Annotated in this window: 25 protein-coding genes; 2 read left to right on the top strand and 23 right to left on the bottom strand. The window is 50.1% G+C overall.

Annotation, left to right across the window (positions count from 1 at the left end):
• Nucleotides 1-23: 23 nt before the first annotated feature.
• The 23 genes from CAP31_RS01920 to CAP31_RS01810 form a co-directional block, all read right to left on the bottom strand.
• On the bottom strand, nt 24-1337 hold the full coding sequence (locus CAP31_RS01920) for an ATP-binding protein (protein WP_087445991.1): 1314 nt from the start codon (nt 1335-1337) through the stop codon (nt 24-26).
• A complete protein-coding gene (locus tag CAP31_RS01915) occupies nt 1334-2056 on the bottom strand; it encodes a response regulator (protein WP_087448213.1) in 723 nt (240 codons plus the stop codon). The genes CAP31_RS01920 and CAP31_RS01915 overlap by 4 nt, the downstream gene beginning before the upstream one ends.
• Nucleotides 2057-2165: 109 nt before the next feature.
• Nucleotides 2166-3374: an OmpP1/FadL family transporter gene (locus CAP31_RS01910; RefSeq protein WP_223247330.1), complete on the bottom strand. Its 1209-nt coding sequence runs from the start codon at nt 3372-3374 to the stop codon at nt 2166-2168.
• A gap of 328 nt (nt 3375-3702) precedes the next feature.
• The gene (locus CAP31_RS01905) at nt 3703-4953 is read right to left on the bottom strand and encodes an OmpP1/FadL family transporter (protein WP_087445989.1); all 1251 of its coding nucleotides are present in this window, start codon (nt 4951-4953) and stop codon (nt 3703-3705) included.
• Between the two features lie 222 nt (nt 4954-5175).
• Nucleotides 5176-6312 carry a radical SAM protein gene (locus CAP31_RS01900; protein ID WP_087445988.1) on the bottom strand — a complete coding sequence of 379 codons (1137 nt, stop codon included), beginning with the start codon at nt 6310-6312 and terminating at the stop codon, nt 5176-5178.
• 22 nt (nt 6313-6334) lie between these two features.
• Nucleotides 6335-7402 carry an NAD(P)/FAD-dependent oxidoreductase gene (locus CAP31_RS01895; protein ID WP_087445987.1) on the bottom strand — a complete coding sequence of 356 codons (1068 nt, stop codon included), beginning with the start codon at nt 7400-7402 and terminating at the stop codon, nt 6335-6337.
• On the bottom strand, nt 7399-8478 hold the full coding sequence (locus CAP31_RS01890; RefSeq protein WP_087445986.1) for a biotin/lipoate A/B protein ligase family protein: 1080 nt from the start codon (nt 8476-8478) through the stop codon (nt 7399-7401). The genes CAP31_RS01895 and CAP31_RS01890 overlap by 4 nt, the downstream gene beginning before the upstream one ends.
• Complete coding sequence (locus CAP31_RS01885; RefSeq protein WP_087445985.1) at nt 8479-9654, bottom strand: radical SAM protein; 1176 nt, start codon at nt 9652-9654, stop codon at nt 8479-8481. It abuts the gene before it with no gap.
• Nucleotides 9655-9752: 98 nt separating this feature from the next.
• Nucleotides 9753-10190: a glycine cleavage system protein H gene (locus tag CAP31_RS01880; protein ID WP_087445984.1), complete on the bottom strand. Its 438-nt coding sequence runs from the start codon at nt 10188-10190 to the stop codon at nt 9753-9755.
• A 100-nt stretch (nt 10191-10290) separates the two neighbouring features.
• Nucleotides 10291-10686, bottom strand: a complete 396-nt coding sequence (locus CAP31_RS01875; protein ID WP_087445983.1) for a DsrE family protein — start codon at nt 10684-10686, stop codon at nt 10291-10293.
• Complete coding sequence (locus CAP31_RS01870) at nt 10686-11132, bottom strand: glycine cleavage system protein H (RefSeq protein WP_087445982.1); 447 nt, start codon at nt 11130-11132, stop codon at nt 10686-10688. Before CAP31_RS01870 ends, CAP31_RS01875 begins: the two co-directional genes overlap by 1 nt.
• Nucleotides 11133-11203: 71 nt before the next feature.
• Nucleotides 11204-12115: a CoB--CoM heterodisulfide reductase iron-sulfur subunit B family protein gene (locus CAP31_RS01865; RefSeq protein ID WP_087445981.1), complete on the bottom strand. Its 912-nt coding sequence runs from the start codon at nt 12113-12115 to the stop codon at nt 11204-11206.
• Nucleotides 12108-12878 carry a 4Fe-4S dicluster domain-containing protein gene (locus CAP31_RS01860; protein ID WP_087445980.1) on the bottom strand — a complete coding sequence of 257 codons (771 nt, stop codon included), beginning with the start codon at nt 12876-12878 and terminating at the stop codon, nt 12108-12110. Before CAP31_RS01860 ends, CAP31_RS01865 begins: the two co-directional genes overlap by 8 nt.
• 72 nt (nt 12879-12950) lie before the next feature.
• Nucleotides 12951-13823 (bottom strand): hypothetical protein, encoded by an 873-nt coding sequence (locus CAP31_RS01855; RefSeq protein WP_087445979.1) that lies wholly within the window; start codon nt 13821-13823, stop codon nt 12951-12953.
• Nucleotides 13798-14847: a CoB--CoM heterodisulfide reductase iron-sulfur subunit A family protein gene (locus tag CAP31_RS01850; protein WP_087445978.1), complete on the bottom strand. Its 1050-nt coding sequence runs from the start codon at nt 14845-14847 to the stop codon at nt 13798-13800. Before CAP31_RS01850 ends, CAP31_RS01855 begins: the two co-directional genes overlap by 26 nt.
• A gap of 1 nt (nt 14848) precedes the next feature.
• A complete protein-coding gene (locus tag CAP31_RS01845; RefSeq protein WP_087445977.1) occupies nt 14849-16195 on the bottom strand; it encodes a heterodisulfide reductase-related iron-sulfur binding cluster in 1347 nt (448 codons plus the stop codon).
• Nucleotides 16196-16239: 44 nt separating this feature from the next.
• Entirely contained in the window at nt 16240-16923 is a 684-nt protein-coding gene (locus tag CAP31_RS01840) for a 4Fe-4S dicluster domain-containing protein (protein WP_223246771.1), read from the bottom strand.
• 244 nt (nt 16924-17167) lie between these two features.
• Nucleotides 17168-17677, bottom strand: a complete 510-nt coding sequence (locus CAP31_RS01835; RefSeq protein ID WP_087445976.1) for a DsrE/DsrF/DrsH-like family protein — start codon at nt 17675-17677, stop codon at nt 17168-17170.
• 70 nt (nt 17678-17747) lie between these two features.
• Complete coding sequence (locus tag CAP31_RS01830; RefSeq protein ID WP_087445975.1) at nt 17748-17975, bottom strand: sulfurtransferase TusA family protein; 228 nt, start codon at nt 17973-17975, stop codon at nt 17748-17750.
• 59 nt (nt 17976-18034) lie between these two features.
• Nucleotides 18035-18448 carry a rhodanese-like domain-containing protein gene (locus CAP31_RS01825; RefSeq protein ID WP_223247329.1) on the bottom strand — a complete coding sequence of 138 codons (414 nt, stop codon included), beginning with the start codon at nt 18446-18448 and terminating at the stop codon, nt 18035-18037.
• Nucleotides 18429-19364, bottom strand: coding sequence for a DmsC/YnfH family molybdoenzyme membrane anchor subunit (locus tag CAP31_RS01820; RefSeq protein ID WP_087445974.1), 936 nt, complete (start codon nt 19362-19364; stop codon nt 18429-18431). Before CAP31_RS01820 ends, CAP31_RS01825 begins: the two co-directional genes overlap by 20 nt.
• A 44-nt stretch (nt 19365-19408) precedes the next feature.
• Entirely contained in the window at nt 19409-20104 is a 696-nt protein-coding gene (locus CAP31_RS01815; protein WP_087445973.1) for a 4Fe-4S dicluster domain-containing protein, read from the bottom strand.
• 33 nt (nt 20105-20137) lie between these two features.
• Nucleotides 20138-23005, bottom strand: a complete 2868-nt coding sequence (locus tag CAP31_RS01810) for a molybdopterin oxidoreductase family protein (protein WP_087445972.1) — start codon at nt 23003-23005, stop codon at nt 20138-20140.
• Between the two features lie 256 nt (nt 23006-23261).
• Between CAP31_RS01810 and CAP31_RS01805 the strand changes: the two genes are divergently transcribed.
• On the top strand, nt 23262-23567 hold the full coding sequence (locus CAP31_RS01805) for a hypothetical protein (protein WP_087448210.1): 306 nt from the start codon (nt 23262-23264) through the stop codon (nt 23565-23567).
• Nucleotides 23568-23665: 98 nt separating this feature from the next.
• Complete coding sequence (locus tag CAP31_RS01800; RefSeq protein ID WP_189836630.1) at nt 23666-24940, top strand: HlyC/CorC family transporter; 1275 nt, start codon at nt 23666-23668, stop codon at nt 24938-24940.
• Nucleotides 24941-25013 lie beyond the last annotated feature (73 nt).

The following is a 25013-nucleotide window of genomic DNA, read 5'->3' as shown; positions in this document are numbered from 1 at the left end:
AAACGCCGGTTAAAGGGGTTGAATCAGACCTGCAACGTCGCAATCAGACCGCCACCCTCTCTCGGGGCAAGGCTCAGTTGCCAGCCATTGGCCTGGGCCAGTTGCCGGGCTATGGCCAACCCCAGGCCGCTGCCGCCCGTATTGAGGTTGCGTGAAGTTTCCAGCCGGTAGAATGGCCGGAACACCGCCTCCAGCTGTTCTGCCGGGATACCCGGACCGCGATCCATGACCTGTATCAGCGCACCTTGCCCACGGGGCTGACAGGTCACCTCTACCGGGCTGCCGGGCGCATAACGCAATGCGTTTTCAACCAGATTGGTCACGATGCGTTGCAGTGCCTGGGCGGCTATCTCGATTTCAAATACGCCTGTCGGATGGCAAACCACTTGCGTTCCTGCCCGGCTGGCGTCTGCCGCGATCTGATGCAATAGCGCATGCAGATCCACACGCTGCTTCGCCTCGCTCTGCAAGCCCCGCGACATGTCCAGGAAACTGGCTATCAGGTGATTCATCTGCTCCAGATCGCGTTCGATTTGCGCGATCAGCGCAGGGTCGGCATCGGCCGGCAGCATGGCGACAGCAAGACGCATGCGTGCAATCGGCGTACGCAGATCGTGGGAAATACCCGCCAGCAGGGTAGTGCGATTGGCCAGCAGCGCCTGCACTTCATTCGCCATCTGATTAAATGCACGGGCCAGCGTCACCAGCTCGGTAGCGCCTGTTTCCGCCAGCGGCTGCGGCATCTGCCCTTGCCCTACCTGCCCGGCGGCAGTGCCAAGCTGCGCGAGGGTGCGGGTTATGCGACGCACCGTGATAATCGCAGTGAGCCAGGTCAGCAAGGCACCCAGGCTGACCAAGCCAACCGCTGCTAACGGCGAGCGTATGTTGTAACGGTTCTTCTCGAAGCCGATATGGATAAAATGCCCGCCCATGCGCAAGTCGGCCCACACCCAGCCATTTTCGCCGGCTTCCAGGCTTATCTGCTGGCCCGTACGCCTCGACAATGCGGCCTCGATATTGCGGCTATTGAGGAAACGTTCTGCAGGCACGTCGGCCGGATTATCGATCTTGCTGATGCGCAGATGATGATGTTCGGCCAATTCCCGTTCGAATGCCGGCCGGGTATCGGGCGGCAACTCTACCCAGGTCTGCGCGGATAATACAATCAACGCTGCCAGATCGTCGGCGGAGCGTTGCGCCATGGGTGTAAGCACCGAGAATGCGACCAGCGCCAGGGCGGCGGTCTGAAACAGCAGAAATGCCAGCCCCAACGTAGCTGCGGTACGCCCGAACAACGAATCCGGCCACAACTTTACCGGACTCCGCCATAATCTCACTTGGCCGACCCTTTGGGCGCGAACAGATAACCTTGCCCCCAGACAGTGCGGATATATTCCGGCTCAGCCGGATTCGCCTCGATTTTGCGGCGCAGCCGCGTCACTCTTACGTCGATACTGCGATCGAACGGGTCGCGATCATAGCCTTTCAGCATATCCATGAGCTGATCGCGGGACAGCACCCGATTTGGATGGCTGGTAAATATCTGCAGAATACTGAATTCGGCCGAAGTCAGGTTTATTTCCACGCCGGCCTTGATCAGACGTTGCGCATCCAGGTCCAGCTCGAATTCGCCAAAACGCATGACATTATCCGCAGTCACCTGCTCGCTTGCAGCCGTGTCCTGCTTGCGCCTTAATACCGCTCGGATACGGGCCAGCAATTCGCGCGGATTAAACGGCTTGGCGAGATAGTCATCCGCACCCACCTCCAGTCCGACAATGCGATCGATATCTTCGCCGCGAGCGGAAAGCATAATGATGGGCAGATGGGTGCTGGCGCGTAAACGCCGTGCGATGGACAGGCCGTCCTCGCCCGGCATCATCAAGTCCAGGATCACAAGGTCAGGCTGTATGGATTGCAACAACTCATCCATCACCGCACCGTTGGCTGCGAGGCTCACTGCAAAACCGTTGCCGGTCAGATATTGTTCCAGCAAGCTGCGCAGACCATCGTCGTCATCCACGATCAATACATGTTCTTTAACGGTCTCGTTCATATGCGTTTCAGTTAACAGTCGTAAAAACAAGTTTACCACGCTCATAAAAAAACCGAGGGCTAGCCCTCGGTTTAAATAGCAAACATGCCTGTCCCAGGCTTTGTATCGATTACATTTTCCAGCCGTAGGCTACGCCCAATATATCCTGATGCATGCGGATGGTATCCGTTGTACCGGGATTCAACATCGACTGGCCGGTCAGGGAATTCTCAAAGCCATGCACATAGGATACGGTGAGTTCGCCGCCCGTCGCCGTCAGATAGGTAGTACCCATGGTCAGATGATCCTTGATGACGCCGGGAGCAATTGTGTTAAAAGTCACATCAGCCGCCTGAACCGGGTTGTCCCCGTGATTCCAGCCCGCGCGCATGATCCAGTTCTTGTTGTATTTGTACTCGGCGCCCATTTTCCAGACATCGATATCGTGCCAGTCAAAGCCTGCACCATTGTTTGCACCGTAATTACCCGCATTGCTTGGATTGCCTATCGCCGCGACTCCGCTGTAATTAATACGCTGATAATCCAGCGCCACAGTCAAATCCAGCGTAAATTTGTAGGCCAGTCCGATATCGTAATTTTCCGGCAAATCAAGATTACCCTGTTCGGCAAAGAACCCGGCGTACTTCTTGAATTTCTGCATATCGACCTTGGTCGAATAGGCAGCACCCACAGTCAGGTTGGGAGTGATCTTTCCCATATAACCGATACGAAGACCTGCGCCAAACGCGTCGTCGTAGCCCAGGTTGCTGCCTCCCGGAGCGCTGCCATTGGTATCGATGCCGAATGCCTGCAAGCCTTCAGCTTTGAAACGCTGATACCCCAGCAAGGGCGCGACACCGAACGAGTGATTAGGCGTAATTTTATATGCTGCAGTCGGCGCAATCACCAGTTGCATCAAATCGACTCCCAAGCGTCCTATGCCGCCCAGCAGGTTGGAGCCGTTGGCCAACGGCGCATAATTGGCATTCATACCACCATTACCGTATACCGTCACGCCTAATGATAAATCCGGATTGAGCATCCTGTTGTAGCCAAATTCCGGTACTACAAAATAATTAGAATCGCTCTGTTCGGTAGTCTGGAATGCGCCGCTAGTCGCTTCGCGCCGCGGGCTGAACAGAGATGCGCCAAAATCGACACGGTTACCAACGAACGCCATGGACGCCGGATTATTCGCGCCACCGAAGGCATCTTCGGACATCGCAGTCGCAGCTCCCCCCATCCCGTTCGCCACCATGCCGTAGCCGGAAGCCAACATGCCATTGGTTGCCATCGCAACACCAGACAAAGACATACCAGTGACTGCCATGGCAGTCATTAATTTATTCAATTTCATTGTATATACCCGAGTGAAAATAATTTAAAAAGGCTTGCTGTGTAACAATGTTCTTATTTTAAATAGGTGATGTAATGGTTCCGGCATGCACATTGAAATAAGCTGTCTGCGCCAGAACCACCAGTCGGGAAGTTGTTCCCATGAATCAAACATTGCCCATCATCGACATTTATTCATCACCCTGTTACAGGATCATTTTTATATGCAGTTCACTCAGCGTATAGCAAAAATCACCACATCATAAAAAAACCGAGGGGTTAACCCTCGGTTTTTAGCTACGCGCTGGCTTGTGGCCAGCTCTCGCCAAATATTACATTTTCCAGCCGTAAGCAATACCCAGGATATCCTGATGCATGCGGATGGTATCGGTACCACCGCCAAAAGCAGCTGGGCGTGGGCCACTTACGGAATTTTCAAAGCCGTGAGTATAAGCTACAGTCAGTTCGCCCCCGGTGGAAGTGGTATAAGTCGTACCCATCGTTAAATGGTCTTTAATCACGCCAGGAGCAAGAATATTAAAGGTTACGTCAGCAGACTGCACGGGATTGTCACCATGGTTCCAGCCTGCACGCATAATCCAGTTCTTGTTATATTTGTATTCAGCACCCAGTTTCCATACATCAATATCGTGCCAACCGAAACCTGAACCATTATTGCTACCTAAACCATTAGCCAAATTCGCAATACTTGCATTACCAATTGCGGCAACACCGCTGTAATTGATACGTTGATAATCCAAAGCAACGGTCAAATCAGGGGTGAATTTATATGCTACACCAGCGTCATAATTCTCTGGCAAATCCAGGTTGCCCTGCTCAGCGAACAGACCAGCATATTTCTTCATCTTTTGCATATCGACTTTGCTCGAATATGCCAGACCAATGGTTAATTGAGGAGTGATTTTACCCATGTAACCTACGCGTACACCTGCACCGAATGCATCATCATAACCATTATTGGTTACGTGAGTTGGGTCTGTACTAATAGCTGTAAAGCCTTGTAAGCCTTGGGCCTTGAAACGCTGATAACCTAACAGAGGTGAAATACCAATCGAATGGTTCGGTGTAATTTTAAAAGCAGCTGTTGGTGCAACTATCAATTGCATCAAATCCACGCCTAAACTGCCGCTACCACCCAGAATATTAGTCGTGCCCATCCCGCTTAATGCAGGATAATCTGTATTCATACCGCCATTGCCATATACGCTAACGCCCAATGACAAATTAGGATTCATCATTTTGTTGTAGCCAAATTCTGGTATCGCGAAATAATTACTATCGCTCTCAGACACCACATTACCAAAAGCACCGCCTGCGTTTGATGCTTCACGGCGTGGACTAAACAAGGAAGCACCGAAATCGATACGATCACCAACAAACACCATGGATGCCGGGTTGTTAGCACCGCCGAAGGCATCTTCAGACATCGCTGTGGCTGCGCCGCCCATACCGTTAGCTACCATACCGTAACCGGATGAGAACATACCGTTAGTTGCCATCGCAGCACCTGGCAAAGTGATACCAGCTACTGCCATAACCGTCACTAATTTTTTCAATTTCATTGTGTTATCTCCAAGTTAAAAATTTTTTATAAACCATTTTCGAACAAAAATAATACTGTCATTATTTTGTGTTCCAATAGTACATTATTACCGTTTGCACGAACAAGCCATTGTTGGCCTGTACATACATTATGTTACATTTCTGCAACACTACAGCCAAAATGACTGAATACAGCCTGGTTACGTTTGTATTCAGCCATCTTGACCGGAGATTTTTCCAGCTTAAATCAGACCTGCGCCAATATCTTCACCCGCCATCTGCCGCTTGACGTTTTCCACATCCTTGCGAGCCAAGGCGAACGGAAAGGAGAAGATGTCGGTTGGGCTGGAATCGCCGTATGGACGGTTGCAGGCCGAGACTTCTTCATCGTCCTTGCCTGGGCAGCCGGAAGTCTGGAACGGCTTGCCGGAATTGACCAGTTCAGCCAATTCGTCTTCCGCCACGCCGAAATCGATGACTTTGCCTTCGGCATCAAACATCATCTTGCTGATATGACCGCCGGCATAATCGATGATGAAACGTGCCAATTGCACGCGACGCCATTGACCGCGATCACATGCAGGCCAGTCTTCCATCATTGAGCCTTGTTCCGGGAAGAATGCAAACATGTGGTTGTGGCCGCCCATGTCCTTGATCTTCTGGCATACCTCGAGGATTTCCTGCTCGGTTTCGCCCATGCCGCAAATCAGGTGTGCGCCAAACTTCTCCGGTCCGAAAATCTCGGATGCCCATTCAATGGCTTGCCAGTATTTTTCAAAGCGGTGCGGGCTATCCACGGTCTTGCCGCGGGTGCGTTCGAAAATTGCCGGGGTCACTGCATCCAGCGCCACGGTGAAAATGTCGGCGCCCATCTGTTTCAGGCGCGCCAGATCCTCTTTTTCCATGGTGGTCGGGTTGGAAAGAATGGACACCGGGATATGCGACAGTTCTTTCATCCATTTATCCAGCAGCACGAATGTATCTGAATCCGAATTGGGATGGGTAATCATGGAAATGCACATGCGCTGAAACTGGCCTTTGTCGTTGCCCAGCTTGACGCGCTGGATAACGTCGTCAAAGCGTGCAGTCGGCCACTCTACGCGAATGAAGTTGCGGTCGGCGTAATCGCGGGTTTCTTCACGGTGACGCGCCAGACCGCAGTAAGTACAGTTTGCACGACAGCCTTCGGGATAGGTAACCAACAAGTTCAAACAGTTGGTGCAAGCGGTACGGTGCATGTTCCCTGGCACCAGGCCCAGCGTAATGGCAGCCGCAGTACTCATTTGCACGTATTCCGGCGAACGCATCTCAGGCGTTTTGACATGATAGTCAGGGCGGTAAAACTGTATCACTTGGGGTTCATCTAAGACTGCGCTCATGCGTATCTCCTTAAAAAATGGGTTATGCTAAAAAATAATCGGGGAAAGCTATCCAGCTTTTACGGTGCAAACTGTCCGTTTGCGCAGCTTCGGTTTTCCAGTACTGGTCAAGCCAGCGACGGCGTTCTACCGCCCGGCTTACAGCCACTTCAAATTGATCGCGTACATCTTCTTCGAAATCTGCCAGCGCATCTTCGTCGTGCTGTGCCAGCAATGACACTGCCGCCTGTCCAGCACGCTCGCCTGAAATAACCGCTGCAGCGATTCCCGCGCCGGTAATTGGATGGGTAAGTCCGGCCGCATCTCCGGTAAACATGACGTTACCGACGACAAGGTGCTCGCGCAGCCCGCCTACCGGGATTGCACCCCCGGTACGGTAGATGATTTCTTCACCCACCAGGCCTTGCTCTACCAGTTGCTTGTGCAGTGCATCCAGCGGTACCTTCATATCCGATGTAAAACGCTTATCCAATCCCAAACCCAGATTGGCCCACTTTCCCTTTGGGAACAACCATGCGTAACCGCCCGGATAATCGGCGGACAACCAGATATCTGTATCTGCGTATTCCCGCTTAAGCGGTACGGTATATTGCCGTGTTGTCACGACTTCCATGTCTGGCAATCCGAGCGCTTCTGCGATTGTCGAATGCGGTCCATCGGCAGCGACCAACAATTTATATGTTACAGACACTTCGCCTGCTGCAGTCTTGATTTTGACGATGTTGTTTCCGGCATCCAGACTTACCAAACGGCTATCCAGCCACAACTCGGCACCGTGCGCGCGCGCCTGATTAGCCAGCGCCTGATCAAATGCGGCACGATTTATCATCAAGCCGGGGAATTCCGTTTCCTCCACAGTACCAGATGGCAAAAAACTTTTCATGCCTCTGATGTGCTGATAGAGCACACCGTCCGCCTTGGCATATTTACCCATTGGCAACGGAATGAATTCAGCGCATTGCACAGGCATGCCAATTTCATGACGCCGGTCGATACCAATGACGGATAGGCCGCCCTGGGCTGCTGCTGCCGCCGCTGCAGCACCAGCCGGACCCAGTCCGATTACCAAAACATCAACATTGTGTATCATGCTGCAACCTCGGCGTTAGCCAATGCTTCCTTAATTACCGTGACGATATCTTCTGGTGTTAGCGTGAGCATATCAACCGTTCTTTGCTGAAAAAAATCGTAAACAATTTTAATCAGATGATCCTCGTGGCTATCACGCAGGGCAGCTTCAAGATCTATCAAGGTTCGGCGTGGGCTAATAAAAACATCACCGCTAAACCATATTTGCTTGATTCTGTGGTGATTACGATCATAGGCAATATTGACCTGCAACATGCCTCCGGCAAATTTGCGCGTCGTCGAGAAAATCGGCCTATCCTGTGCCGGATGCGTAATCATATTTACCCAGTCCGGGTGATCTATTTCGCTTAACGCATCGTTATACAAACGCTGTTCCGCGGCATTGAGCTGACCGGGCTCGAATTGCACTTCAAATTCGCATGCCAGCGCTGTACTGATGGCATTTATCACGTCTTCTCTTGCAGGAATATGGCCCAGCAAGTCGGCCAGGTTCGTTACGCGGTCGCGCGCGGAAGCAATCGCCTTATCCGATAATTTTTCAGCCGGGATATTAAGTACACGCAACATTTTCTCAACATCGAATTCTATCAATAACGTTCCCTGGTACATCAAGGCATCGCCGTCAAACGCTCCGCCGGTGCCGGAAATCTTGCGCCCGTCAACCTCGATATCGTTTCGCGGGCGGAACATAGCTGTTATACCCAATGTTGAAATACCGCGGGCCACGGCTTCACAAATACGCCGGGATATCGCCGTCATATCGGCAGTACCCAGATCGCGTTTATGCAAATACAGCTCCCAGCCTAACTGGGTCGTATCGAAATAAATGGCACCGCCGCCGGTAATGCGCCGTTGAATGGCAATACCGTTTGCCTCGCAGTAGTCAAGGTTTAACTCTTGCACAGCACTCTGATGAAAACCCAGCAAGGCACTCGGTTCAAAACCCAGAAAACGCAGGGTATTCGGGCCGATCTCTTGCTGACGCGCCTCCAGCAGAGCACGATTCATCGCAATATTCTCTGCAGCTCTACGGATACCCGTATCCAGCAAACGCCATGTATTAGCCGTTTGATTCATTTAGCTGCAGCATCCGCCAACCGTCTCCGGCTGTCCAGCTGTCACCACTTTTATTCCAGACAAGCTGCTGCTTGCGAAAGCGGGGCGTTTGGTGCGTTCATGCTCGATTACACGCTGAATATCAACTTGCAGGCCCGACTCATCCGTTTCGATCGCCATGACTTCATCGCCAATCGCTATCGAACAACAAGCCGGGGTGACGCGCACATCGCGCTCCAGTCGTACAGCCAGTTCGACCATTCCATCCGACGGATGCGCAAGACCATTCAAGCCTGCCATTACTGCATAACTGTCTATTTCCATTTTGACACGGCCTGGCGGTCTTGCGCAGCCCAGCAGTAGAGGGACGTCGGGCAATGCTGCGCGGGCATCCATAAAAAAGCGACCAACCTCTTTACTATCCGGGGTGACGAACGGGCGGTTCTCCGGCGCATAAAACGGCATCACCACCACGAGCACGACTGCTTGCGGCTTATGGCGCTGAATTATTTCAAGCGCATTCCATTCGCCCAGCAAATGGCCATAGTGCAAGCCGAGCACGATGTGCGGCACGACCTTCAATTTAGTCGAAACGAGGTATTCGAGGGTTTTTTCAAAATCATCAACAGTGCGACGCAAATGATAAACCTGGGTGATGGTATCTTGTGATCCGATCACATCCATCATGGCGGCATCGATGCCACTGTCTTCCATGCGGCGCGCAATGTCCATATCAACAAGCGCGGTGTGCATGGCAATTTTAAAATCGGGGAATGTATCCTTAATTTTACGAATGGTTGAGTAGTAGTCGTCGTATTCGACTTCATTGCGATGATTGGAACCGCCGGTCAGGAGCATACCCTGCGCCCCGCCATGGATTTGTTCGTTCACGACGCGCCATAACTCTTCCGGCGTACGCGTTGCAATCATCGGTTCCAGTATTTTTGCCTTGCAGTGGTCACACTGCAATTTGCAATCGCCGCCCGTAATCGATATTGCAGGCCACGCACTCTTGCCGCAACCGGTAATCTCCGAGCTGGCGAAAGCCTTAAATGTAGGCGTATAGAAATTCACGCGACCAACACGCTCGCCTTGCAATCCGGCAAATCTGCTCTGCATTTCGTTGACCAGAATAGCATCCAGTTCGATGCCATCCAGCGGTTCAACTCGTTCAACGACTTCCAACCAATCACTCATGCTTTTTACCCGAAACCCTATTCTAAACAAGGTTTTGCATTTTTAGAAAACAACAGGGGCGATAAATCGCCCCTGTTGCATCATTTCAAACGAACAGCTTAGCAGCCACCGAAGCCGTCAGCATTCATTTTTGTTTCGAATGCGCCAGCAACTGCACCGCCGGTGATCAGAGAACCGGATTCGCCGTCCCAGTTAGTTGGCTTCATTTTAACCAACCAGCCGCTACCGTAGGAGTCAGCATTGATAGTACCTGGCTTTGCAGCCACATCCGGATTGGTTGCAAGGATTTCACCGGTTACAGGTGCCTTGACTGGACCAACCCATTTGCCGGACTCTACTGTGCAAACAGATTTATTTTGCTCGATTTCCTTACCCACTTTTTTAGGGGTATAGGAAACGATTTCGCCAGCCAAAGAGCAAGCATATGCGGTCATGCCAATGGTCAGCGTACCATCAGCTTCACGACGGGCCCACACGTTATTTTCGACGTTGTAATACAAGTCGTCAGGAAGGTTGCAACCACGTACTGTTGCCATACTCATTTCTCCTCAGAATTTTCACTAAACATATGCTTGCAACAACAATTAACTGTTGCAAACGGAATCCGCAAGAATGCGAAACAATTCGTGCGACAAATCAGAAAAACATTGATTTATCGCACGCCAAAATCAAATCAGCCATTTTGCTCGCATTGGCAATTTCATCAACTTCGTCAATAATGTCTGATTCAGATAGTTGGTAGCCTGGCATAGCCGGCTTACACAAATATAATTTTACACCAGCCGCTTTAGCATCACGAATGAATTCGATGATCGTTTTACCACCATCCATCGCCGCAAGGTTTTCTGCAATCCCTTTTTGCGCCAATTTCACTGCTTCCATCGTGAAGAATATACTCACATCCGCTTCCATGGAAGCCAATATTGCGCCTATGTAGAATGGCGTAGCGCAGCGATGCGGAGTTGATGGCCCGCTAGTCATCACAATGATGACAGACTTTTCCTCATTATCCAGATAATGATGATCTGCCATTATCTTGCACCCCGTTCGCAGTGTATGTCTTCCCTGCGTGTACGCTCGCAATAACCAGCCTGCGCAATATCACCCGTCACCATGCAGGACAGCGCTTCTTCCACGCTACCCGAGGGGCGCACACGAGCAATCCATGCTTCATATGGCTCGATATTCAATAAATTAGGATCGTCCAGCACGTCATGGTTTGCCTCTTCGATTTCACAATCAAAAACATTCGGCACAGGCCCGGCCCATTTGCCGCTTTCGATAGTTGCTACCGGCTTGCCTACTGGACGCAGCGTACCTGGCCTGCGGACACGCACATGCAGTATTTTACCTGCAACAGTTTGAGAAATATCCGTCATGCCAACCGTAAGACTTCCGTCTTCTTCGCGGCGTGCCCAGATTTGATATTGATCATCGTAGTAGAGCTCTGGTCGAAACTCGCAGCCGTTGCATTCCATAAATTTAGTAGATTATTTAGTCGGCCTTTAAGCGGGCGCTCATTCGAGCGCCCGCCACCTACAGGCAAAGTTTAAACCACGCCTTTTTCATGCAGGAAGTCCAGGGAATCACTAACGTTCTCATGAACGCCAAGTTTCCGAGCAGACAAACCCATTGCGAGACCAAGCAACTGCGTGAAATAAAGGATTTTCACGTTGGTTTTAATACCAAATTCAGTTTCAGCTCGCACTTGATGCATTTCCAGACCAGAATGGCAGGTTGGGCATTCAGTAGCGATTACTTCAGCACCAGCATCTTCTGCAGCCTGAATAATGTTCAATACTAGCTGAGTAGAAGTATCCGCGTCAGACAGGGTATGAGCACCACCACAACACGCCGTTTTCAAAGGGAAATCAACGTTTATCGCGCCAGCAGCTCCCAGCAGGTCATCCATGAAATGCGGCTTGTAGCTTGATTCGCTACCAGGCCCTTGGTCTTTTTCAGGGAAAATTTGACGTGGACGGGTATACATGCAGCCGTAATAGTTCGCAATCTTGATTCCGTTCAAGCTCTTGGAAATCTTTTGCTTAATACCGTCTGCACCCAAGTCTTCCATGAGCCACTCCAGTAAATGCACTGTACGCACGTCACCTTTGTAAACAGGATCATCAGATTTCTTGGCCAAACCTTGCAGCGTATCCAAAGAATCCTTAGATGTCGCCAATTCGTATTCGGTCTTTTTAAGGTTGTGGTAACAGCCATTGCATGGTGCCATCACGGTGTCATAACCCATTTGCTCGCCGGCTATTGCCATCACGCGTGCAGACATATAGGTTTGTAGCATTGGATGAATATTTTTCACCTCCATCGCACCGCAGCAATTCCAGTCATGAACGGTCTCCATCTCCATACCCAGGCTTTTTACCAGTGCACGAGTGGAACGATCGTAAGGACCGCCAGAACCTTCCAGTGCGCAACCTGGATAATAGGCTACTTTAGCCATGTGCTAACTCCTTCTGTTCTTTCACATATTGACTCAGGACTTCACCAGTACGGCCCCAGGATTTGGTTTTTGGCTTAAATATCATCGACCAACCCATATGTAGGGAATGCATAATCGGGGTCCGCGTCAGGAATTTGAATACGTTACCCTTACGCAATTCGGTCCATTTATTCATCCGCGCCACAAAGATGCCCAACCAGCCGTTCAAGGCCATTTCCTTGATATCCTGATTAGTATTCTTATAGAAATTCGTCATGACTTCAGAATCTTCAATACGACCACGCTCCAAACACTGGCGAGCGAACTCCTCATCAAAAATCGAAGATTTCGATTTTTCGCCGTAACCTTCAGCTTCTATCCAGTGTGCCAGCGCCTTCATTACACCTTCAGGACGTACGTCTTTCGGGCAAATGTTTGTGCATTTATTACACGATACACATTGCCAGATAATGTCCTTGTCTTTCAGGATTTCATCCTTCAAACCCAAGCGTGTCAGATAAATCCAGTAACGTGGATTAAAATCCGTATTCTGCGCGTACATGGTGCACGAGTTGGTGCATGAACCACATTGCCAGCAACGATGAACGTTTTCTGCACCATCAAACTGCTTGATGTGAGCCTCGAAACCATCATCGTATTCCTTCAGTGTGCGTGGCAGTATCATGGTATTCCAGTGACCCGACACGTCAACGCCATCAACAACCAAGGTATCGCTAGATATGAGCCGATCCGGGTCAATCAGTGTTTTTTCATGAATTGCCATTGAAGCTTCTCCTAAATTCCTTCAAAACCAAGCAAAATAATTCTTGCCGTCACTAGTAAGCTGAGGCGCATTTCAAGCAGACACATCACGCCTTACTCTAGACAAACCCTCTTTAGCCGGGGAATCAATCCCCAGAAATTTCTTGATATGATCCGCCGGGCCACTTGCGCGACCGAAATCTGCACTGAGCATACCCTCTGCCATGGATCGAAAATACTCCGCATAGGCTTGCGCCTGCACCAAATCAACCCAATAATGGACATCCTTGTACAGACCCTGCTCTGCCAGCTGCGCCGCCAGCCAGGTACGCGCTCCTTCAAACATTTCCGGACTGTTACCCAAGGGCACGTCCGGCAACGTATCATTACCGCGTATAAACTCTCTCAGAGCGCCACTAACGGTATTTTGATCCCATACCCAGCGCGTCATCAACGGATACTTAATCGGGTCGTTAAAGTGCAATAATTCAGCACCGAAATCAAAAGCAGCACGACGGTTTTTGGCGGCTATTTTTCTCGTTTCCTTATCCGCCGCATCATTTATCTGCACAATCTCAGAAAAATGGTTCAGACGGTCAAGCAACGCACTTTTCCCATAAAGCAATTCACGTATCGCATCAGTTGTTGCGGCAATTCCCATTGCGCTGAACGCTGGATATACCCTGCGCCTGGCTGAAAATACCGTTTCCAGCAATGCTTCTACACCATCCATGGTCAACTGCTCAATTACATCCTGATTGAGCAGATTGGAAAAGAGTTTATGTTTAGCCTCCAAGCTGGCCAAAAACGCGTCAATTCCAGCATCTTCTTCTGCTATATGACTTAATGCAGAGAATCGTTGCTGAAATTGCCTTGCATCAAGTGGCACAGAAAGCTCGGCGGGAATGATTAAATCCGCCTCACCTTCTGTAATCGCACTATTAGGCTGCTTTTTGAACCAGAGCATTCATGTCACCCACAGCGCGCATTGCCATTGCAAGACCATGCGAAATGCTGGTATCGATATCTTCCGGACCCAGTGCCGCGCCACCGACATAGATGCCGCGACGTGTGCTGCTAAAGGTGCTGGTGTATTGCTCGCCCTTGTCTACGAAGCCATGTTTTTCCAGTCCGATACCAAATATCTTGGCAAGCTCTGGATTTTCTTCGCTTGGATCCATACCAATAGCATGCACAACAATATCCATTGGAATAACAATCGGACGCTTAACCAATGTGTCTTCGCCCTTGACGAGCAAACGACCATCTGCAGATTTGGTTACTTCTGCAATACGAGCCTTGACAAATTTGGTCTTGAATTCTTCCTGGGATTTCCAGTAGAACTTGTCTTCATAAAGACCGAATGTGCGGATATCCATGTAATAGATGAATACTTCAGTAGTCGGAGAAATCTCTTTGATTTCCATCGCGAGGTTGGTTGAGACGGTGCAGCAAATCTTGGAACACCATTCACGACCGATTTGGCGATCACGCGAACCCACACATAACAGGATTGCAACGCGCTCTGGAACACGGCCGTTAGAAGGGCATGCAATCTTGCCATTCGCCACCATTTGTTCCATTTGAGTCGTCGTCAATACGTCTTCATGAGTTCCAAAGCCCCATTCCGGCTTATTAATAGAGTCAAAGTGGGTAAAACCGGTACCAAGAATGATGCTGCCAACATTTGCGGACTGTCCATTTGACAAAGTCACGGTAAAGTTTCCAGCTTCGCCTTCAACCTTGACCACTTTTGTCGATTTATGGATTGTCACGTTTGCATTATCTTCAACACGTTTGACCATACGACCAATCGCGTCTTTCGCCCATTCACCGGACGGCACTAACTTAGCGTATCCGGACAAAATTGGCGCGCCGCCGAGAACAGCTTCTTTTTCGACCAAAATTACTTTTTTGCCGATAGAAGCCACACCTGCCGCAGCAGACAAACCAGTCGGGCCTGCGCCCACTACTAAAACGGTATCAGACATTTTATTGACGGCCTCCTAATGCCAGCTCAGGGTTATATAAATACTCGATGTTACCTGCTTCCACTTCTTTCAAATAGGCCTCAAAGGTTTTCTTGGCTTCTGTCCAGGAAATACCCATTTTTTCAACCAATTCTTCACATGGCGAAGCATGCCATTGCAATTGCACAATCTTGAATGGATCTGCACCGCAAGCTAGCGCGGCAAATTGCACGTCAGCCATGATAGGCACTGCAAAATCATTATCATGCGCTTTACCGATCCACTGGTTTTTGTCCATGGTGGTAATACAGCCGGTATCAATTCCCAACATCACGTCGGCATTTGCTTCTTCACGCACAACGCGGATCTTGCGATCCATGGTGAATGAACGAGTGAACTCGCGCTCGGAAATGATATGGCGGAATCCGAAACCACAGCAATCGTACCAGGTCGAGTAATCAATCACCTGAGCGCCGAGCGCCAAAGCCATCGAGCTACCTACTGCAGTACGGTTACCGCCCAGAATTTCCGGATCGTAAATCGCATCTTCATGCACCATTTTGTAGTAATGACATGCAGCATGCATGGTGACACGAATGTTTGACACATCAACGGTCTGCAATTCGGAAGCAATCCGGTTGCGCACCACATGCACCCATTCCGAGTAATGGATAATTTCTTCTGGAATCACCAGCTTTCCATCAACCAAACGGCCTAATTTACCCAGGATCTTGGTCACGCGTTCACGCAGTTCGGCCGATTCAACAAGGTATTTGCGAATTTCCTTGTAGTTACCGAAGGAAGTTCCGCAATGCACCAATGGATAGAAATGCCCGGCTTCAAAACCATGCTGCTTACCCGATATATATGCCTGGTGGAAATTGCGCATAAACACAGCCGCCAACGACTCCACGTTACCGATGCCAGAGCCATGGTAATTCCATGCGGTACATGACGTCTGATCGGTTTCATCCAGATAATCCTTACCTGGCACGTACCCGAAATTGTTCATGAACCACAAAATCGAGGTTGGATAACCCGGAATATTTCCACACTGACCGCATGATTTGTGATGCCACAACTGCGTGGTTGGAACGCGCTTGTTCCAGCCAAAAAGGGTTTGTACGTCTACCGGCTTATGATCGTCGGTAATACGATGAACAATGATTTGCCCATCTTTTTCCAATTCCCACATATGATCACGGATGTCATCCATCCGTTCGCCTAAGTCTATCGTGCGCTTATCCACATGCTTACGCACCCATTCGGTTGCTTTAGCAGCTTCCGCACCTGACAGATTGGTTTGCTGGAAAAATGAACCGTGCCCAGCAATTCCTTGATTTTCACTTCCATTGGCAGTATTGCTCATGATGGATCTCCTGATAAATTAACTTACAGAATCGGCGTAAATGATCAGTCGTCTTCTTGCTCTTCCAGCCACTCTTCGTACTCTTCGCGCTTTTCGTCGATAAAATCTTCGATTACGTCAAATAAGTTTTCGTCCATCGCTTCCAAAGAAGACAACACACCTGTCATTTCCCAGATGGTGTACATCTCTACCGATGTTTTTAACGAAACTTCCCAAGCAGTGTCAGTCGTTTGCAATGTACGAACGGGAATTGCCTTACGCAAAGTTTTTAGATCGCCTTCGACCTTCTGAATATTCGGACCCCAATCCGGAAAGTGATCCGGCTGAATCATGTCTGGTGACAACTGGTTACCGGTCGTAATCAGCTTCAGCATTACACGACCGAACGGACGCAATACATCCTTTGCCGATTGCATACCATGCTTGATAGATACTTCACGCATGATCATAACCAGACCGCCAGGGGAATTCTTAAACGGGCAGCGTGCCGCGCAAGTCATGCACTGAGCGCATGCCCAGATTTTTTCCTGCATCGCATCATAAATTTGCTCAACGTTTTCCGTCCATAACAACTGGACAATTTCACGTGGGCTGTAGTCATAAAATTGCGCCGACGGGCAGGTCGCGGTACAGATACCACAATTCAAACACCCGTTCAATTCATGATCGTAACGAAAATCGCTGCGTATATCATCATAAATCTCGCGCATTTCAGCGTAAGTTGCCATTATGCACCTCTCGATTAATCATGCCGTAACATTAAAGACTGGAATATTCAGCGTAGCCCAGACAATTAAAATATCAAGACGAAAATAATACCACTTCTAATTAGAAATGGCTAAATTTAGGAACCGGTCAACTACTGCACAACCAGTTGTTTGACAGCTCGGTGGATTTACCAAACCGTTGCGGCAACAAGCCGGGAATTTTGTCCCCGGCTTCACTACCTAATAATCAGTTTATTGCAAAATCTTACAGATACAAGCAAATATCCGAATCACCAGCAAACGAGAAGAAGGAAGCCGCACCAACGTATTCCAACCCGTCAATAAAGTCGCTGTGCTCAAAGCCGAATAGCTCCACCGTCATTTGACAAGCCAGAAATTTCACATCGGCTTCTTGGCACATCATGCGCAGGTCTGCAATTGTGGCCACACCATTGTTAGCAATTGTCTGCTTCATCAGAACAGTCGCCACGGACTCATATCCCGGCACCAGAGCTTGTATCGCGTTTGGCACATTCCAGTTAATGCCACGGAACCATTTAGGACCAAACGGCATTTTCATCGGCATTCCGGGGTTACCCAAGGGACTAACCTTTAACACGGACAGATCCTTGCGAACCAACTGCAAGCCATAGAACGTAAAAAATATCTCCACCGCATAATCTAACGCTGCTGCGGTAGATGCCAAAATAAACGGTGGGTACGCCCAATCCAATGTGCCCTTGGTTGCTATGATTGCAAGCTTCTTTTGATCCATGCCTAACTCCTCATACCTTATTGCATGTTGCCAAACGCATCCATCGCGTTCCGCGACACTATAAATTTTATTATTTCTTCTTCATGAAGAAGGTGAATTCACCACCCGCCTGCGCGGAAGACAATAATTCATTACCAGTTTGTTTGGCAAAAGCTTCGAAATCCTTGATCGCACCGGGATCTGTTGCAACAATTTTCAGAACCTGGCCAGCGGCCATATCTGCCAAGCTCTTCTTGCAACGCAAGATCGGTAATGGGCAATTTAAACCTTTTGCATCTAATTCTTTATCAAAATTCATCTCTGTCTCCTTCAGTTTAAAAAATAACAAACCTAACTCATTTTGCACGCGTCAAAATTTTAAATGGATGATAACGGCTTACCTGCACGAATCCAACCCATAATCCCGCCTTGCAAATTATAGACTTCGCTTATTCCCTTTGAGGCCACAAATGCACAAGCTTGCGCCGAACGCCCGCCCGATTGGCAATAAAACACTACCGGACGATCATTGGGTAAATCCTGAGCTTTAAGAGGCAGCAAATGCAATGGAATATGTACTGCGCCTTCTATACCGCCCCGAGACACTTCTGCGTCTGTACGCACGTCAATCAACATGCAATCCGAGCTTGCTTCGAGCTGCTCCAAACCCTGCACATCAACTTCTTTAAAACCGTACATAACTGCCTCAAATTTATCAAAGTTTACTAATATACCAAAATGATGAAACGATGCAAATAGTTTTCTAATATATTTAAGTGCGCTGAGCGCCATGATACAAATTTACTACGTGGCGAGCTTCTGCAAAGAACAGCCAGCGCTCTGCAATTATGCCCACTATAGCCACTGCAGCGACCACAAACAGGTTATCCTGGGTTGGCAGCGTTGCAAGCAGCAATACGGCCGGCAAAGCAAATGCCGCCACAAATACGACAACCTTCAATAACAGGGAAAATTGACGTGCAATTTTAAAACCGAATTCCTGGGTAAGGAACGTACCGTGCGTATGTCCGGTATCCAGCAGCCGCACCGTACCGCGCGTAAAACCCGTCGCGGTTTGAATTGATGAAGTTGCCCCCGGGTTGGCGATCCAGAAATAATATATTGCTTTCAGTGCGGCGGCGGCCACCAGCAACCCCATTGCAAGTGACACATATGAACCAAGTTCAACCCCACCCCCGCTTGCCACGGCCAGCAATAACAGCGCCCCGAGGAAGTGCCCCAATGCCAGATAATTTGCGGGCACCAGTGGCGAATTCCACTGGCGTATCGTTTTCAGACATGCGTAAATCATGCCGGTGCTGAATATCGTGGTCCAAGCAAGCAATGCCGCAATGATACCCATCCCCATCTTCAACACATCGAACTGCGCCCAGTTCAGCCAGGTCAGCCCCAGATACGCTATTGCGAATGGAAAGAAGATGACCGCAAACACGCCTTCCCGCGACAGCCAGGATGTGCGATAACGACTGAAAGCGCGCCAAGCATTCTTGGGGTTGGCCAAGTGAAACACGGACGACGACAGCCCGGCCGACACCAAAAATAACGCAATAACACCTGCCGTCAATTTCTGGTCGGTCGACAATCCACCGCCCAAACCCAACAAATCCGCAAGCACTAACAATGCGAACAAGCCGAAACCCGCGCCAGAACTTACTGTAAAAAAGATAACCGAGAATGCGGGATGCATTTCTTACTCCCTAAATATTTAAATAGCCCACAAGTCGAGACGACTTAGCGTTTAACGATTCTGTTTACAATGCCTTTGAGCCGGCCTTTGAAGCCCACTTTACCCAGATTTTCGGTAGAGATTGGCGTGGCTTTACGCACAGGCAAATAATGATTGGTCGGGTTATATCCCAGCTCAGGCATTAACTGGTATCCACCGCGTTCGCGTATAACCACGCTCACCGCAGAATTTGCGTCATCCATGTCGCCAAACATCCGCGCATGAGCGGGACAGGTAAGCACACAGGCAGGCTGCCGTTCTTCCACCGGCATCATGGTGTCGTAAATCCGGTCTATGCAGAGCGTGCATTTCTTCATCGTGCCCGATTCGCGATCCAATTCACGGGCGCCATAAGGACATGCCCATGAGCAGTAGTTGCAACCCATGCACTTAGTCTGATCAACCAGCACAATGCCGTCTTCGGCACGCTTGTAGGAAGCACCCGTCGGACATACCGTTACACAGTCAGCATCCTCGCAATGCATGCAGGACATCGGAAAATTTATCGTTTTGTTATTTGGGTATTCGCCCACTTCATAACTACGAATCCGGTTAAACCACACACCCGACGGCTCGGCACCGTATGGCTGATAGTCGGTCAGCGGTGCTGTTGCCCCCGATGCATTCCACTCTTTGCAAGCAATGGCGCAGGCGTGACAACCTACGCATACGTCCAAATCGATCACTAAACCTAATCTCATTTATCTCTTCCTAATTCAATGTGATAAGCAGCATTAGTCGTCAGTGCGCGTACTGTAGCGCAACACATCCGGACGCTCGCCATCATCCCATGGCAGCGGTTTCAATGCGGGAAACTCCGGCCAGCTGCCTTCTTCGCCCTCAGCTGCTTTGTACACCTTGACCCGCAAGTCGAACCAGGCGGCCTGTCCGGTCACGGGGTCAGAGTTGGTAATGCGGCGCTCACCCTGCCTGGCCGGCAGCAGTTCCGAAATCAGGTGATTCAGCAGGAATCCCTTTTTAGCTTCCGATGCATCCGCTTTCAAGCCCCAGGCACCGCCCTGCTTGCCGATCGCATTCCAGGTCCAGATGGTATTTTCCTGTGTGCCTTCCATGGTACGCAACTGACAACGGATCTTGCCGTTATGCGATTCCACCCATATCCAGTCATTATCCTGCAGCCCCATACGACCAGCCTGGCCGCGATTCATGTACATATAGTTTTGCGCCAGAATCTGCCGCAGCCATACGTTTTGCGAATCCCACGAGTGGTACATCAACATCGGACGCTGCGTCAGCGCAAAGAACGGATATTCCTTCTCGTCAACTCTTTCCTGTTCCAGCGGCTTGTACCACATTGGCAATGGATCGAAGTATGTAGCGAGGCGTTCGCGATCTACCGGACTGGTTGGCTGCGGACCATCGTAGAGACCCTGTCCGGCCAAACGGAATTTTTGCAAAGGCTCGGAGTACACCTGCATGATGATCGGTTCGGATTTGCCGACAAAACCGACCTCTGCCGCAACATCCAGATACTCCTTGTTGGCGAACCGGTTGTATTTCTGGCTATCCGGCCAATGGTGCGCAAAGAACGACTCGTTCTCGATATATTTTTCCCATTGCTTCGGATTCGGCTCGCCTTTTAGCGATTTCTCGCCGTTTTTGCCACGCCAGCCTGACAGGAAGCCTATTCCTGGCGCGCGTTCATAATTCACGATAAAATCGGGATAGTTCTTGAATTTTGGCGTGCCATCGGCATTGGTAAATGCCGGGAATTTAAGGCGCGAAGCCAGATCCACCATCACCTCTTGCCAAGGCCGCACATCGCGATCCAGCTTGACCAGCGGATAGCGAATTGCATCTGCCGCTGCATCCGGCTCGGAAATCGGCCGATCCAGCAACGAAATCGTGTCGTGGCGTTCCAGATAAGTGGTATCAGGCAATACCAGATCAGCAAAGTTAACCATCTCCGAATGGAACGCATCCACCACCACCAGGAACGGGATCTTATGCTGGTCAGGCTTGGCAGGATCTTTCTCGCGCAGCATATCCTGCACATTCCTGGTATTCATGGTCGAATTCCAAGCCATGTTGGACATAAACAGCAGCAGCGTATCAATCGGGTAAGGATCGTGATTGGTCGCATTGGTAATCACCATATGCATCAAACCATGCGAAGCGATCGGGATTTCCCAGGAATACGCCTTGTCGATACGCAACGGCTTGCCATCGGCATCAATCACCAAATCCTCAGGCCGCGTCGGGAAACCCAGCGGCGTGCGCGATAACGGCGTATTCGGCGCATTAATCACATCAATATTGTTTTCCGGCAGCTGATGCGGCGGGATCGGTTTGGGATAAGGCGCTCGTGCACGGAAATTGCCCGGGCCATCCAGCGCACCCAGCAGCATCTGGATCAAATGCACCGCACGACAGGCATGGAAGCCATTGGAGTGCGCCGCAATGCCGCGCATCGCATACATTGCCACAGGACGACCTATCACTTTATCGTGCTTACGCCCCCAGCTATCGGTCCATTCGATATCCAGCTCGACCGTTTCCTTGAATGCCACATGCGCCATCTCCAACGCCATACGCTCGATGGTTTCGGCCGGTACGCCGCATTCCTGCGCCACGTTCTCTGGCGCATAACAGTCATCCAGATAACGCTCGGCAGTCAAGCTCATGACCGTCCTCACCGGACGACCATCCGGCGCAACGAAATCGCCAAACAAGGCCGGCGCAACATCTTTTGCCAAGGCATTGACGAACGTTTCCTTTTCAATATCCCACACCAACGGATTGCCCTGTTCGTCGCGCAGGAACAAGCCATGCCCCTTCTGACCCGGAGTATCAACCACCAGCCAGGCTGTATTGGTATAACGAATCAGGAAATCCCAGTCGAACAATTCGCGCGACAGCAGAACGTGCACAACCGATAGCGCCAGCAAACCATCCATGCCCGGCTTGATCGGAATCCATTCATCTGCAATCGCAGAATAGCCGGTACGTACCGGATTCACCGAGACGAATTTGCCGCCGTGACGCTTGAGCTTTTCCAGGCCGATCTTGATCGGGTTGGATGAGTGGTCTTCCGCGACACCCCACATAATAAAATACTTGGCGTAATCCCAATCCGGCGCACCGAATTCCCAGAACGAGAAACCGATGGAATACAGACCGGCCGCAGCCATATTGACTGAACAGAAACCGCCGTGAGCCGCCCAGTTCAAGGTTCCGAACTGCTGCGCCCAAAGACCGGTCAACGCCTGCATCTGATCACGCCCGGTAAAGAACGCCAGCTTGGACGGGTTGGTCGCACGAATTTCCGACAAGCGCTCGGTCAGCATATCCAGCGCCTGATCCCATTCGATCTCAACGAATTCGCCATCACCCCGCTCGGAACCCGGCTTGCGCATCAGCGGCTTGCGTAATTTGGCAGCCGAATACTGTTTCATGATGCCCGCGGAACCTTTTGCGCATAGCACCCCCTGATTAGTCGGATGATTGCGGTTGCCTTGAATAAACCGGACCTTATCCTCTTCCAAAGTGACTTTGATGCCACAGCGGCAGGCGCACATATAACAAGTAGTAAATTTGATTTCCTGCTTGTCGTGATTTTCGATTTTTACAATTGCATTCATTGGGATAGCGACTTTTTTAAAAAGTGGACAATAACCTGAGCGTTGCATTTTCCCTCAACCGCCCCACTTAACGCAAACTATAATCTTTAATGGGGTTATAAATATTATTAAAGCCAATGCCAACTCCATCTCAGCTGTTTACGCCCCTGTGTTTCCATGATAAAGTTTTGCGAGTTTGTATTTCCTTTAAATACAGTGGATACGTTCCCGAATTCAAAAACCGAGCGTGATGCTCAGCAACAATAGGAGTATGGCAGTGGATAAGAGCAACTTCAAAGAGAACACACGTTACACCATCACTTGGCGCGCACCGGATGGCAAACTGCGTCCCGCCAACATCTACGTATACAAGATGTTTGAAAATGCCATGATTGCACGCATGACAGACAAGAGCGGTTTCCTGTACAAGATCGCTTATGATGACGTAACAAAAATCGTCATGGAAAAAGCAGTTGCGCAAGAAGATCAGTACGGCATCCCATCTGCCGTTCTGGACGAAAAGGTATGGAAAGACCGTACCATGATGGAACGTTATTCTTCCTCGCCACACATGGGCAAGTAAGCATCATTTGCGACGGTGCAGGCACCGTCGCTCATTGCTTGACAAGCCGCATACAAGCTCTAAACTAGACACTTCTCCGTTACCGATTCAACACCAGCTTGAACGATATTTCAATTGGCGTGCTCCTGTTGGCACTGCTGGCTTTACTGCTTCTATCCGCCTTCTTCTCCGCATCCGAAACCAGCATGATGGCGATCAATCGCTATCGACTACGCCATCTGGCACGCCACGGACACCGCGGAGCGAAACGTACCGCCGAATTACTTGCCAGCACTGACAAACTGCTTGGTGTCATCCTGCTCGGCAACAATCTCATTAACGCAGCATCGGCCACACTGGTCACCTATATTTCGATACGGCTATTCGGCAACAGCGAATGGGTACTCGGCATCGCCACACTAATCGTTACCTTTGCTATTCTGGTATTCAGCGAAGTCACCCCGAAAGTCATCGGTGCCGCCTATCCGGAAAAAATCGCCCTTCCGGCCAGCTTCATTCTGCGTCCGTTACTGACATTGGCATACCCAGTGGTCTGGTTTGTGAATTTATTTGTACAGGCATTATTGCGCCTGATGCGCTTGCGCCCCAATGTCGACAGCACCGAAAACATTCTGGGCATAGAAGAGCTGCGCTCACTCGTGCTGGAATCGGGGAAACTGCTGCCCTCCACCCACAAAAGCATATTGCTGAATCTGCTGGATCTGGAAAAAATCACCGTAGATGACGTCATGATGCCACGCCATCAAATCGAGGCCATCGCGCTGGATGAATCCGCAGAAACCATTACCCGCCAACTTACCAGCAGCCACCATACCCGCCTGCCAATATATCGCGACCAGCTTAACGAAATCATCGGTATCATTCATCTACGCGATATCGCTCGGGATTTGCGCAACAACGACATAACCAGCGAAACCATCCTCGCCAATGCACAAGCACCCTATTTCATCCCATCCGGCACATTACTGTTTAGCCAGCTGCGTCAATTTCAGGAAAATCAGCGCAGCATCGGCCTGATCGTTGATGAGTACGGCGAGTTACTGGGGTTATTATCCCTGGAAGACATCCTCGAAGAAATTGTCGGCGAGTTAGGGAATTCAGCCCATCCGCAACTGACCGGCTACATTCCGCAGACCGACGGCAGCTGGCTGGTAGAAGGCATCAGCCCTATTCGTCAAATCAATCGCAAATTAAAGCTGCGCCTCCCCGAATCCGGACCCAAAACCATCAACGGCCTGATACTGGAACATCTGGAAGACATACCTGAGCCCGGCACCACGCTCAAGATAGAAAACTACCCCATCGAAATCATTCAGGTACAAGAACGCGCGGTAAAAACCGCCCGGATTTTCCCGCAACAAAAAGCGCTGTAACGGGTTTACAAACACTTTATCTCAGCGCATCATTATTCATGGGAATGTGACCACACAGCTTAATCACCTAATT

It is taken from the genome of Sulfuriferula sp. AH1, assembly GCF_002162035.1.
GTDB lineage: Bacteria > Pseudomonadota > Gammaproteobacteria > Burkholderiales > Sulfuriferulaceae > Sulfuriferula.
This window is presented reverse-complemented; position numbering and strand designations above follow the sequence as displayed.